The sequence below is a fragment of the Peribacillus sp. FSL M8-0224 genome (genome assembly GCF_038003055.1).
GTDB lineage: Bacteria > Bacillota > Bacilli > Bacillales > DSM-1321 > Peribacillus > Peribacillus frigoritolerans.
In genome coordinates, this window is sequence record NZ_JBBOOJ010000001.1 from 3226779 (window position 1) to 3239045 (window position 12267).

Annotated in this window: 13 protein-coding genes; 1 reads left to right on the forward strand and 12 read right to left on the reverse strand. The window is 43.0% G+C overall.

Annotation, left to right across the window (positions count from 1 at the left end):
* Nucleotides 1-153 precede the first annotated feature (153 nt).
* The 8 genes from MKX49_RS15465 to rpsU all read right to left on the reverse strand — a co-directional run bounded on the left by MKX49_RS15465 (nucleotide 154) and on the right by rpsU (nucleotide 6542).
* Nucleotides 154-1116 carry a PhoH family protein gene (locus MKX49_RS15465; protein ID WP_034308506.1) on the reverse strand — a complete coding sequence of 321 codons (963 nt, stop codon included), beginning with the start codon at nucleotides 1114-1116 and terminating at the stop codon, nucleotides 154-156.
* Nucleotides 1117-1119: 3 nt separating this feature from the next.
* A complete protein-coding gene (gene yqfD, locus MKX49_RS15470; RefSeq protein ID WP_340876934.1) occupies nucleotides 1120-2307 on the reverse strand; it encodes a sporulation protein YqfD in 1188 nt (395 codons plus the stop codon).
* A 15-nt stretch (nucleotides 2308-2322) separates the two neighbouring features.
* Nucleotides 2323-2607 (reverse strand): sporulation protein YqfC, encoded by a 285-nt coding sequence (gene yqfC, locus MKX49_RS15475; protein ID WP_034308511.1) that lies wholly within the window; start codon nucleotides 2605-2607, stop codon nucleotides 2323-2325.
* Nucleotides 2608-2734: 127 nt separating this feature from the next.
* Nucleotides 2735-3229 carry a hypothetical protein gene (locus tag MKX49_RS15480; RefSeq protein WP_323598456.1) on the reverse strand — a complete coding sequence of 165 codons (495 nt, stop codon included), beginning with the start codon at nucleotides 3227-3229 and terminating at the stop codon, nucleotides 2735-2737.
* Nucleotides 3230-3251: 22 nt separating this feature from the next.
* Complete coding sequence (gene floA / locus MKX49_RS15485) at nucleotides 3252-4235, reverse strand: flotillin-like protein FloA (protein ID WP_370023731.1); 984 nt, start codon at nucleotides 4233-4235, stop codon at nucleotides 3252-3254.
* A 56-nt stretch (nucleotides 4236-4291) separates the two neighbouring features.
* On the reverse strand, nucleotides 4292-5611 hold the full coding sequence (locus MKX49_RS15490; RefSeq protein WP_445670169.1) for an NfeD family protein: 1320 nt from the start codon (nucleotides 5609-5611) through the stop codon (nucleotides 4292-4294).
* A gap of 299 nt (nucleotides 5612-5910) precedes the next feature.
* Complete coding sequence (locus MKX49_RS15495; RefSeq protein ID WP_034308521.1) at nucleotides 5911-6354, reverse strand: GatB/YqeY domain-containing protein; 444 nt, start codon at nucleotides 6352-6354, stop codon at nucleotides 5911-5913.
* A gap of 14 nt (nucleotides 6355-6368) precedes the next feature.
* Nucleotides 6369-6542, reverse strand: coding sequence for a 30S ribosomal protein S21 (rpsU, locus tag MKX49_RS15500; RefSeq protein ID WP_028391853.1), 174 nt, complete (start codon nucleotides 6540-6542; stop codon nucleotides 6369-6371).
* Between the two features lie 236 nt (nucleotides 6543-6778).
* Here rpsU and MKX49_RS15505 point away from each other — a divergent pair, with 236 nt between their 5' ends.
* Entirely contained in the window at nucleotides 6779-7711 is a 933-nt protein-coding gene (locus tag MKX49_RS15505; RefSeq protein ID WP_340876936.1) for a Na/Pi symporter, read from the forward strand.
* 544 nt (nucleotides 7712-8255) lie between these two features.
* On the opposite strand, the gene deoC is transcribed toward MKX49_RS15505, so the two are convergent.
* The 4 genes from deoC to prmA form a co-directional block, all read right to left on the reverse strand.
* Nucleotides 8256-8927 (reverse strand): deoxyribose-phosphate aldolase, encoded by a 672-nt coding sequence (deoC, locus tag MKX49_RS15510; protein ID WP_048682875.1) that lies wholly within the window; start codon nucleotides 8925-8927, stop codon nucleotides 8256-8258.
* A 159-nt stretch (nucleotides 8928-9086) separates the two neighbouring features.
* A complete protein-coding gene (mtaB, locus tag MKX49_RS15515; protein ID WP_340876937.1) occupies nucleotides 9087-10424 on the reverse strand; it encodes a tRNA (N(6)-L-threonylcarbamoyladenosine(37)-C(2))-methylthiotransferase MtaB in 1338 nt (445 codons plus the stop codon).
* Between the two features lie 6 nt (nucleotides 10425-10430).
* On the reverse strand, nucleotides 10431-11183 hold the full coding sequence (locus tag MKX49_RS15520) for a 16S rRNA (uracil(1498)-N(3))-methyltransferase (RefSeq protein WP_034308528.1): 753 nt from the start codon (nucleotides 11181-11183) through the stop codon (nucleotides 10431-10433).
* Nucleotides 11184-11321: 138 nt separating this feature from the next.
* Nucleotides 11322-12263 (reverse strand): 50S ribosomal protein L11 methyltransferase, encoded by a 942-nt coding sequence (prmA, locus tag MKX49_RS15525; RefSeq protein WP_034308530.1) that lies wholly within the window; start codon nucleotides 12261-12263, stop codon nucleotides 11322-11324.
* Nucleotides 12264-12267 lie beyond the last annotated feature (4 nt).

Below are 12267 nucleotides of genomic sequence, written 5' to 3' on the forward strand. Positions count from 1 at the left end.
AGATATGTAAAATCATAACAGTTTTCATATGAATTTTCACCTTCGTATTGATAAATGTAAAGGTTCTGTCATTTCATATCCACTTTTTCACCATAAAGTTCGTCATTTAGACACATCACGAAAAATCCGCCGATTGAAATGGCGGATTTTTTCTTATGACTTCGCCTGCTCGTAAGCAGTAATGATTTTAGCGACAAGCGGATGCCTTACTACATCACTTTGTTCAAAATAAACAAAGGAAAGGCCTTTAACATTCTTCAATATCTCTTCTACCCGGACAAGACCTGACTTCATGCCTTTTGGAAGGTCAATCTGGGTCCGGTCTCCCGTAATGACCATTTTCGATCCGAAACCAAGCCTGGTCAAGAACATCTTCATTTGGGCTTCCGTCGTATTCTGGGCTTCATCCAATATGACAAAGGCATCTTCAAGCGTACGGCCCCTCATATAAGCCAGGGGAGCTATTTCGATCGTTCCGCGCTCTATCATCCTTTGCGTCTGTTCCATCCCTAGGAGGTCATGGAGAGCGTCATACAGCGGCCTTAGATAAGGATCTACCTTTTCCTTCAGATCACCAGGCAGAAAACCAAGGCTCTCACCTGCTTCGACGGCAGGCCGTGTCAGGATGATCCGTTTAACATGTCCATTTTTCAAAGCATTGATGGCCATCACTACAGCAAGATAGGTCTTCCCGGTTCCGGCAGGCCCAATTCCAAATACAAGATCCTGTTTCTTTATTGCCTGGATATAGTATCTCTGCCCGATTGTTTTGACTTTAATGGATTTCCCCTTAGCCGTTTTAGCGATTTCCTCATCATATAATTCACCGAAATACTCCAATGTGCCTTTTCTTGCCAATTCAATTGCATAAAGCACATCTCTGGAACTGATTGCAATTCCTTTTCTGACTACAGTCAATAATGCCTTGAGGATCTCTTCCCCCATCGTTACCCGCTCGATATCCCCGGCAACACTCACCGCTTCACCTCGGGTTATGACGGAAATGCCAAGTTCCTCTTCGAGCACTTTTACATTTGAATCTCCATTGCCCAATAACGCGATCGCTTCATTGGGTGATTCGATTTCGAGCTTAATTACTTTCACATCATCTGCCATTCGTTAGTCTCCTTGAATGATTGGCTGTCCAATCGCTATATCTTCAATAACTTGGTAATGTATAGACAATTTAACTTTACCATTCTCCATGCTTTCGTGCAAAATTTTTTCTTCGACGATTTCATCTTCCTCGTTTAAATGTTTTTTTAATTCCGCTTTAGCCATTTTCCTGCCTTCCTCCACCGCTTCTTTCTCCGTATAGCTTCGTACAATATCTTCCTTGCTCCTTAAGGTCACTTGTTTATAAGAAATCGGCAGTTCCCATTGAAGAAAGTGAAAAGGCCTCACTGTCGTTTCCTTTTCCTGTTTTTCATATCCCGGATCCTTGAAGCCCCATACCGGAAGGGAAAAGCCCCCCATTTTCAAAAAGTGCTTGCTCGTTTCATCTCCATTAAAAACAGAAAACTTGGTTTTTAACGGAACTTCCACTTTCGCTTTATACCACGTTTTCCCTTTTATTACTCCCTTTGCGGATACAATTTCCTGTTTATCCTCTTTACCAATCAATCCTGAAACAAGAAGTTGTCCTTTTCCTACATAATCATTCACATTAACAATAGATTGTCCTTTTTCAACGAACATATCAGCGATGATCGCTTTTTTTGATGCTACCAAATTCTGTGGAGATGTTTTCTCGACCTCTTTAGGCTGCCGTTTTTCCACAACCCGAAAATGATATGTCGTTCCCTTTAGCTCGACCCCCACCCATGTCAAAGCACCAATCCGGTCCGACAGCTTACGCTGAATCGTATCCACATCATCAACAAAGAATTGCACTTTACCGATCTTCACGCCCATCTTGTCCAATTCTTTCCGGATGGCATGCTCGGTTGCCGGTTTGGCATCTTGAACCTCGATGCCCCATACCATATTGGAAAGTACAAATATACATAGCAGGAAAGCGATCATCCCCGCTAAAAACCCGCTGTTTTTCATGACTCTCTTCATCAGGAAAGGGAAACCCTTTCCCTGCATGAACTTTACTTTACAATCACTCTTACGCATGACCTGACGTAGTTTGGGGATATCCCTGATATCCATATGGAAAATCAGGGCTTCACTTCCGACACGCTTCACTTCCCATATATGAAGCCCCCTTCTCGTCAGCATATTAATTAACCGTTCTGCACCTTTTCCATAAGCCTTCACCTTTACATAGCCTGTATAATAGTTTGTCCATTGGTTTTTCATGGAGACCTCCCGGGATCATTCATTGATAAAATAAACCTTGTCAATTTTGCCTTCGAGCATGATTTCTTCCGGCAAAATCGTCTTTATGACAAAGGCATTTCCCTTTATCAGCAACTGCCCATTTTTCAGCATCAATCGTACTTCGCTGTCTGTAAAAGCCAATAAGCCACGATGGTTTTCAATATAAATATGTAATTGTCCGATCATTGTAATTCGCGGCAGGTCCATCATGACATCTTGCGGAAGGTCCATTGTTTTGGTCATAAGCTGTTTCACTTTTTTTCCCCAATTGCGTGCCATAAAAAAGAACCCCCTTTCATCTCAATGTATGAAATGAAAGAGGGTTCTAGCACAAAATTATAAGTGAATGAAAGTCTATTTTTTCATGCTCATTTAATGAAGGTCTAAAAAAGCCCGGAGCTCCGAATCACCTTCTGGACCTCTGAAGACTCCTCTTCGCCCTTGGCGGTCCCAGCACTTCTGACATGATGATGCCATCAATCAGCTGCTTTTTGCCAAAAGACGGTCCTTTGCGATAGACCGGACTGTTATTATCAGCAATCGTTGAAGTAAGTTGATCTGCCTTCGCTTTTTGATACAAACGCTCTTGATCGTACTTCTGCTGCAGCCGTCTAAGCTCCGCAATCCTTTTGTTCGCTTCGTTCGTCGTCTCATCGATCACTTCTGCAGCCTGTGCTGCCTGCTGTTCGACTTTCCTTACAGGAGCAGGTGCAGGCGTTTGCTGCTGATTCCCTTGCTGCATTTCACCTTGAAGCTCCTGCATGACCTCCTGCCATTTCTTTTTCGGAGGGGTGTTAGGATTTTGAGGCTGTTTTTTCTTTCCTAACATGGACGTTAAAATACCGATCAAGACAATGATAAGGAATGGGTTCTTGAGAAAGAAATCAATAAAATCTCCCATTTAAAGACCTTCCTTCCCTGACCTAATTATTATTATGGTTATTGTTGTTATCTTTTGGATTTTCGGATATTTTACTGATGGAACCGCGCATATCCGTATCGGCCGTGATATTTTGGATATTCATATAATCCATCACTCCAAGGTTTCCGCTTTTCAGTGCATCGGCCATGGCAAGCGGAACTTCCGCTTCGGATTGAACAACCTTCGCTCTCATTTCCTGAACACGGGCAACCATTTCCTGTTCAAGTGCAACAGCCATCGCACGTCGTTCTTCGGCCTTTGCCTGGGCTATTTTCTTATCGGCTTCGGCTTGGTCCGTCTGTAAGATGGCCCCGATATTCTTGCCGATATCCACTTCAGCAATATCAATGGAAAGAATTTCGAATGCCGTCCCTGAATCCAACCCTTTCGATAAAACCGTTCTTGAAATCAAATCGGGATGTTCCAGTACATCCGTATGCATTTGCGAAGCACCGATCGTCGATACGATCCCTTCCCCTACACGGGCAATGATCGTCTCTTCACCGGCACCACCGACCAGGCGTTCAATATTGGCCCGGACCGTGATCCTTGCCTTCGCTTTCACTTCAATACCATTCATCGCTACACCTGAGATGAATGGAGTTTCGATCACTTTCGGGTTAACGCTCATTTGAACGGCTTGCAGTACATCACGACCGGCAAGGTCAATGGCTGCACCCCGTTCGAAAGGTAACGTGATATTGGCGCGTTCTGCAGCAATTAATGCATTCACCACTCGATCGACATTACCGCCTGCAAGGTAATGGCTCTCCAATTGATTCGTCGAAACATTGATTCCAGCCTTATGGGCCTTGATAAGGGGATTGACGACCCTGCTTGGTATAACACGGCGAAGCCTCATCCCAACTAATGTAAATATACTGATTTTGACTCCTGCCGCTAAAGCGGAAATCCATAACATGACTGGTACGAATGTGAAAAACACTGCCAATACGATGATAGCAGCAATCACTGCCAGTACAATAAATACCGTTCCTGAAGTTATCACTTAATGATTCATCCTTCCTGTATCCTTTAATTTTAATTTGAATCCGGAATTTCCCGGACGACTACCCTTGATCCTTCAACTTTAACGATAATGATTGTCGAACCTTTGGAAATAAAGCTTCCTTCGGTCACGACATCCACTCTTTCTTCTTTGACCAAAGCTGTTCCTGAAGGCCTCAAATCTGTAAGGGCCTTCCCTTCTACACCTAATAAATCCAAACGATTCGGATTGCTGACATATCCTTGTTCCGTATTTGTTGCATCGGTTAATATCATTTTCCTGAAAAATTTCATCTGTTTTCCAAACACCTTTACAAGTAGGATGAATACCAAAATGGATACGGTGACCGCAATTAGCAAGGAGATCGTCATATGGACCGGATCACCTGTCGCGAGGAATAGACTCCCCACTACCGCTGTAAACCCGAGCAGCCCGATAATCCCCCCTGGGATAAAAAATTCAATTAGTACGAGAATAACCCCAATGATGAACAGCGCTAACGATTCGTATCCGGTGATACCGGCGACAAGATGACCATAGAAGAATAAGACAAGACTGGTGATTCCAATTACGCCCGGAATTCCAAAGCCGGGTGAAAACAATTCCATCACAATCCCGATTCCCGCTATCGTTAATAAAATGGGAACGACGATCGGGTTGGTCAAAAAGCGGGCTAGCTTCTCAGGAAAGCTTTCTTCGATTGACCGAATATCAGCATCTTCAACCCCAAGTATACTATACAGCTCCGCTTTTCCAGAGACAGTGCCTTCGCTATACCCAGCCTTTTTTGCCTGTTCGGCTGTAAATGTCAGCAACTTCCCTTTTTCCGCTCCATATTCGGGTAGATCGATGTCAACATCCGCCATCGCCTGGGCGTATATGGGATCACGTCCATTTTGTTCAGCAGCAGTCTTCATGGCAGCCAACCAATAAGATTGCGCTTTCTTACTTGCAGCGTTCCCTGTTGAATCAATCACAGCTGCAGATCCCATGGTGGCACTCGGAACCATATAGATCTCATCCGCACTTAAAGAAATGTATGCCCCTGCAGATAAAGCCCTGTTATTGACATAGGCAACTGTCTTTATTGGTGAATCCGCCAGTAACTTTGCAATTTCCCCTGCTGCATCCACAGCACCTCCAGGGGTATTCACCTCGAAAACGACAAGATCTGCATCTGCTGCTTCAGCAGTGGTCAGTGCTCGTTCCAAAAAGGCCGAGAGTCCCTTTTCCACCGTTTCTTCAATGGGTACATGGTAAACGATCTTCTCGTTTGCAGATACCGTCGCTCCACCAAAGGAAGACATGGTGAACAGCAATCCAAATAGGAGTACAGATAAATAACGCCAAATTTTCAACGGAACGCCCCCTTTCCCGTATTAAACGCGGTAAGTGCCCCATTATCCAGGAACTTACCAGTAAATTCAGCCCGCAACTAAAATTCGAATAAGGAGCAATTGAAGCAACCCTTTACCCTGTTCTTTAGTTATTACGTATGTATATGAAAAAGGTTTCAAAAAAAGCAAATAAAATTAAAAGTGCCACAATTATCTTGGGCTTCGTTTCAATAATATACGCATAAAATTCATGAAATACACAAAAACCACAGGCAATTTGCCTGCGGTTAGGTTTCGAGTTTTAAGTTTAGAGTTTAAGATAGATGTTGTTGTACTAATTTGTTAACTAGAGAACCATCCGCTTTACCTTTAACTTTAGGCATTAAAGCTCCCATAACTCGGCCCATATCTGCTTTGGATGTTGCATTGACTTCTAAAATCGTTTCGTTAACGATTTTAGAAATGTCTTCTTCTGAAAGTTGCTGAGGCATATATGCCTCTACGTATACTAGTTCGGTGCGGACTTTATCCACGAGATCTGAACGACCTGCGTTTTCAAACTCCTGGAGGGAGTCTTTGCGTTGTTTTAATTCGCGAGAGAGCACTGTCAATTCTTCATCATCTGTTAAATCTTGTCTCTGCTTCAAGGCTTCGTTTTGAATAGAAGCTTTCAGCATACGAATAACAGATAGTTTGTCCTTTTCCTTGTTCTTCATCGCTTGTTTCATATCATTATTTAAACGCTCGAGAAGACTCATCTTTCCACCCTCTCTTAGAATTTACGTTTTCTTGCAGCTTCAGACTTTTTCTTACGTTTTACGCTTGGTTTTTCATAAAATTCACGCTTCCTAGCTTCCTGAAGCGATCCTGCTTTAGATACAGTACGTTTGAAACGACGAAGAGCATCTTCAAGCGATTCGTTTTTACGAACGACGGTTTTAGACATCTCTTTCCCTCCCTCCGAAAACAACACACTAACTCAAGTTGTCAACATGTTATACATGTACTAAACAATTATAATATATCATCTTTAGCAGGTCAACCAATAAAATCAAACTTATTTTGAATATAATCGTGTTATTATCATAATTTTTCACTAAGCGAAGATTCAACTTGCATGAAATACCAATTTATAGCATGTCCCCCGTTAATGGGCCATAAGCTTACTATGAGGTGACAGTCATGCATGAGCTATTTTTATTCATTTTATTCATTGCGATATTTCTGGCAGGTATGTCAGTTTTACGAATCGGACTGTTCAATATGTCCGGTGCAGCATTAAAAACATTTCTCTCAAAGGTTACGGATAAGCCATGGAAAGGCTTCTTGGCCGGAACCATCTTTACCGGGATCCTGCAGAGCAGCTCGGCGGTCATGGTCATGACGGTCGGCCTCGTTTCCGCAGGAAGCTTAACATTCCCGCAAACAATCGGGATTATTCTTGGAACGAATATCGGATCCACCTTTACAGCAGAGTTCATGACTTTCTCTTTGGATCGCTGGATCATTCCCGGTGTCGTAAGCGGCGCTTTCCTTTGCTTCATGCCAAAAGCATTTCCGAGAAGCCTAGGAATGTCCCTGATCGGAATCTCGGCCATCTTCGCAGCGATGAGCGGTTTTAAAACGCTTTCGACTCCGGTTGCAGCCTATCCATCCATACAAACCCTTATCCAGTACATAGAGGGCCATATGAGTTATGCCCTGATTGCCGGGTTATTATTGACGGCACTCATTCACTCCAGTTCTGCAACCATCGGGATAGCCATGAGTTTTTTGATGAATGGGGAGTTATCCGTGTCCTCGGCAATCATCATCATGCTCGGATCGAATATCGGCACTTGCATCACCGGATACATGGCCAGCATCGGTTCTGGCAGACAAGCTGCCTTCACAGCTTATGCACATATTTGGCTGAACATCATCGGGGTTGCAGCATTCCTTCCTTTTGTGGACATCCTGGAAAGTACGGCTGCCTATTTCACCGAAAACAAAGGGACACAGCTCGCGCATGCCAGTGTCATTTTCAATATCTTGACTTCTTTGGCCGTCTTGCCATTCGCACGGCGATTCTCCAACCTCATTCTTTTGGTGCATCGGCCACACTTAAAAAAATAAGGGCTGTCCAAAAGCCATTGGCAACAGACTATGGGACAGCCATAAATAAGATAGACATAACCTAAACGCATAGATATTAAGGGCGGTAAACGATTTCAGCTAATCTTTTTATAATTAGTTTTATGGTTCAATAAGCTCAAACCACTCAATAATACAACAGCTACTATCAAAATCAGCAAACTTTCATTAGAGAATGATGTTAGATAAAAAGCAGTTACTGCCATTATAAATAAAACGGTTATTGAAGTGTAAAATTCCACCATGCATTTAACCATTCAAAATGAAAACCCAATTTAATATAAGCATGTTTACTCCCTGTTTGATACCTCCTAATATCTATTAAATCCACAATAAACTTATTTTTGAATGTATGGGTTCCAAAAATGATACAGGTCCTCTTTTTTATGGAAGAAATAAGCCAATATACGGGCAAGGGAAATTGCCAGTTGAATTATTTTTGGAATCAATAAAAAACAGGCGGAGAAAAAATAATTCATTTTTCTCCGCCTGCTATATTTTAGGGAATTATACGGTCCTTACAAAATCAATAATCGGAATCAGCTGTTAAGCCCTTCACGATGGAGACACCTGCACTCGCTCCAATTCTTGTTGCACCAGCTTCAATCACATTCTGGGCATCGCTCGTGTTGCGAACCCCGCCTGAAGCTTTGACACCGATATTCGGGCCAACCGTTTTTCTCATAAGCGCGATATCTTCAACTGTCGCTCCGCCGGTCGAAAAACCAGTTGATGTTTTCACATAATCCGTTCCGGCTTTTACGGCCAATTCACATGCACGGACTTTTTCTTCATCGGTCAATAAAGAAGTTTCAATGATCACTTTTGAAAGAGCCTTACCAGTGGATGCCGCTACCACAGCACGAATATCCCGCTCTACCAACTCATCATCCTTGTCCTTCAATGCGCCGATATTGATCACCATATCGACTTCGTGAGCACCATTGGCGATGGCATCTTTCGTTTCAAAAGCTTTGGTTTCCGGTGTGGTTGCACCTAGAGGGAAGCCGATAACCGTACAAACCTTCACTTCTGAACCTTCCAAAAGTTCACTTGCATATTTCACCCAAGTTGGGTTTACGCATACGGAAGCAAAGTTATACTCTCTCGCTTCTTCGCACAATACCTTTATTTGCTCTTTGGTTGCATCTGCTTTTAATAACGTGTGGTCAATTAAACCTGCTACATTTTGTGACATTAATAAATCCTCCTCAAAAACAATCTATACCTAGTTGTACGTACCTCTCATGATACCATAGTTTAACCAGTTTGACGATATATATAGTCTTTACCCGAAAGTGCCAAGAAAACACATCTAAAAAAGGATAATAAAAAAAGACAGCGATTAACCGCTGTCTTAGATATTGGATGCTTGTTGCAACGGAAAATCCTTCACGACCGTCACGAACTGACCTTCACTAAATGGATAGCCAGATTTTGTGATTTTAACTTTGACGATTTCACCGACCATTTCTTCCGATGCCGGGAAGACGACTTTCATGTAATTATCGGAGTAGCCCTCATAAAGTCCATTTTCCAACTTCGTTTCAGGAATGACTTCCAGAACTTCCCCCTCGAATCGGGAGGCATACTCTTTTGCCAACTGATCCGACAACGTAATAAGGCGGTGGACTCGTTCATTTTTGATATCTTCATCCACTTGATCTCCCATACGGGCAGCCGGAGTCCCTGTCCGTTTTGAATAAGGGAAAACATGAAGTTCGGAGAATTTATATTTTTCTATAAAGTTATATGTCTCCATGAATTCTTCTTCAGTTTCACCCGGGAAACCTACGATGACATCAGAGGTAACAGCAAGACCCGGAAGTGCAATTTTCAGCTTTTCGATTCGATCACCGAAGAAATCCATCGTATATTTACGTCTCATCCGTTTTAGAACGGTATCGGAACCCGATTGGATTGGTATATGCAAATGACGTACCACTTTTTTCGAATTCGTCAGTACTTCAATGATCTCATCTGTAATTTGGCTGGCTTCAATGGATGAAATACGGATACGCTTCAGCCCATCGACTTTTTCCAAGTCCCGCAGCAGCATCGCCAAATTATAGTCTTTCAAATCATCTCCGTAGCCGCCCGTATGAATTCCGGTAAGGACTAGCTCTTTATAGCCTGACTCGACAAGCTGTTCAGCCTGGTGAACGACTTCCTTTGGATCGCGGGAACGCATCAAGCCACGTGCCCAAGGAATGATGCAGAAAGTGCAGAAATTATTGCAGCCTTCCTGAATCTTCAGTGAAGCGCGTGTACGGTCTGTGAAAGCAGGTACATCCAACTCTTCGTAGACACGGTTTTTCATGATATTTCCTACGGCATTGATTGGTTCACGCTCAACCTTGAATTGCTCAATGTAATCAAGCAGTTTAACCCTGTCTTGTGTTCCTACAACAATATCCACACCTGGTATGGCCATGATTTCTGCCGGCGATGTCTGTGCGTAACATCCCGTTACCGCTATGACGGCATTCGGATTCTTACGAATGGCACGACGGATGACCTGACGGCTTTTCTTATCGCCAGTGTTTGTCACCGTGCATGTGTTGATGACATATACATCTGATGTATTTTCAAACTCAACACGATCATATCCCCCAGTTTTGAATAATTGCCATATAGCCTCTGTTTCATAATGATTCACTTTACAGCCTAATGTATGGAAAGCGACCGTTGCCATTTTTCATCACCTCAAAAGTTCTACATGATAAGAAACAGCGGAAAGTGCATATAAAGGTGCTGTTTCAGTTCTTAATATTCTTGGTCCAAGACCGCAAGCCATAAAACCGGCATCAGTCAGTTTTTCAATTTCCTTATCTGCTAAACCACCTTCAGGCCCAAAAACGAATAGGATGGATTGCCCAGCAGTAATATCTTTCAAGACAGAAGCGAGTACAGAAGTTTCCCCCCGTTTTGCCTCTTCTTCAAAAGCGATTAATTTATGATCGAAACCGGAAGCATACCCAGCTAGCTGATCAGCCGTCATCGGTTCCTTGATGGCAGGGATAACCGTGCGGTGAGATTGCTCAGCCGCCTCTTTTGAAATCTTCTGGAGCCTCTCCAATTTCTTGCCTACCTTTTTGTGGTCCCATTTTACCACCGAACGAGCAGCAATAAAAGGGATAAATTCAACGGCACCCAGTTCAGTGCCCTTTTGAACGATATATTCCAATTTATCCCCTTTAGGCAGACCGCTCGCAATCACTACCCTTACAGGAAGTTCCTTTTCTTCATTCTTCCATTCGGTTACCGTACCTATTACAGCATCATCAGTAATTTCCGAAATTTCCGCGATAGCTGTCATGCCATTACCTTTCACCGTGATGATCCGCTCACCTGGTCCCATTCTCATCACTCTGGCGATATGGTGAAAATCATCACCTGATATCGTCACCATGTTTCCATTGATATCTGCTTCGTTAAGAAAATACCGTTGCACACTGCCACCTACTTCGTCTAGTCTAAATAACTCACAGGCTAACAGTCAGGAATCCAGAATGCAAGCCGTGCAAAGATTCAAGCTAAAAAAAGGTACTCTGACTATCAAAAAAACCGATAATCAGAGTAACTTTTCCAATTAAGCATTTCTTTTTGCGATTATTGCCACCCAATCTTCCATCAAGATCGTTTCCTCAACGGTGAAACCAGATGCTATAATCGCTTCCTTCACATCTTGTTTCTTAGTTTGAATGATTCCGGAAGCGATGAAATATCCGCCAGGTTTAACGACTTTCGCTACATCATCCGTAAAACGCATGATCACTTCGGCAAGAATATTAGCCACGACGATATCCGCTTGTTCATTTACACCATCCAGTAAGTTGCCTTGTGACACGGACACTTTATCCTGCACGTTATTTATTTCAACGTTTTGCTTGGCTGACTGTACTGCCACTTCATCCAAATCAAGTGACTGGATTCGTTTTGCATCCAATAATGCAGCTGCAATGCTTAGAACACCAGAACCAGTTCCTACATCAACGACTAAATCCCCAGGCGTTACTGTTCGTTCCAGCGCTTGGATGCACATGACCGTCGTCGGGTGTGTTCCCGTTCCGAAGGCCATGCCTGGATCAAGTTCAATGATCAATTCGTCACTGCTTACCGGAGTATAGTCTTCCCACGTTGGCACGATGGTAAAACGTTCGGATATCTTGACGGGGTTATAATATTTTTTCCAAGCCGTCGCCCACTCTTCTTCATTCACTTCACTAATTGAAACAACATTTTTCCCAAGGTCAATATCGAAAAGAAGGAGATTATTGATTGATTCCTTAATAGCATCAATGGTATCGCCAAGGAAGCTGTTAACGGGCAGATAAGCCTTAATGACTACACCTTCATCCGGATAATCATCGGGGTTTAAGTGGTAGATTTCGCCAAAAACATTTTCACGTTCCTTGACTAATTCTAGAGGATCCTCAATGACAACACCGCTCGCACCTGCCTCATGAAGAATATTCGAAACAGGTTCAACCGCTTCATTCGTTGTTTGGATTGCAAATTCAGACCACTTCATAATC

Coding starts and splice junctions, on each gene's coding strand:
- MKX49_RS15465 (WP_034308506.1), bottom strand. CDS start 1,116: ATGGCAGATGATGTGAAAGTAATTAAGCTCGAAATCGAATCACCCAAT.
- yqfD (WP_340876934.1), bottom strand. CDS start 2,307: ATGAAAAACCAATGGACAAACTATTATACAGGCTATGTAAAGGTGAAG.
- yqfC (WP_034308511.1), bottom strand. CDS start 2,607: ATGGCACGCAATTGGGGAAAAAAAGTGAAACAGCTTATGACCAAAACA.
- MKX49_RS15480 (WP_323598456.1), bottom strand. CDS start 3,229: ATGGGAGATTTTATTGATTTCTTTCTCAAGAACCCATTCCTTATCATT.
- MKX49_RS15495 (WP_034308521.1), bottom strand. CDS start 6,354: ATGAGTCTTCTCGAGCGTTTAAATAATGATATGAAACAAGCGATGAAG.
- rpsU (WP_028391853.1), bottom strand. CDS start 6,542: ATGTCTAAAACCGTCGTTCGTAAAAACGAATCGCTTGAAGATGCTCTT.
- MKX49_RS15505 (WP_340876936.1), top strand. CDS start 6,779: ATGCATGAGCTATTTTTATTCATTTTATTCATTGCGATATTTCTGGCA.
- deoC (WP_048682875.1), bottom strand. CDS start 8,927: ATGTCACAAAATGTAGCAGGTTTAATTGACCACACGTTATTAAAAGCA.
- mtaB (WP_340876937.1), bottom strand. CDS start 10,424: ATGGCAACGGTCGCTTTCCATACATTAGGCTGTAAAGTGAATCATTAT.
- prmA (WP_034308530.1), bottom strand. CDS start 12,263: ATGAAGTGGTCTGAATTTGCAATCCAAACAACGAATGAAGCGGTTGAA.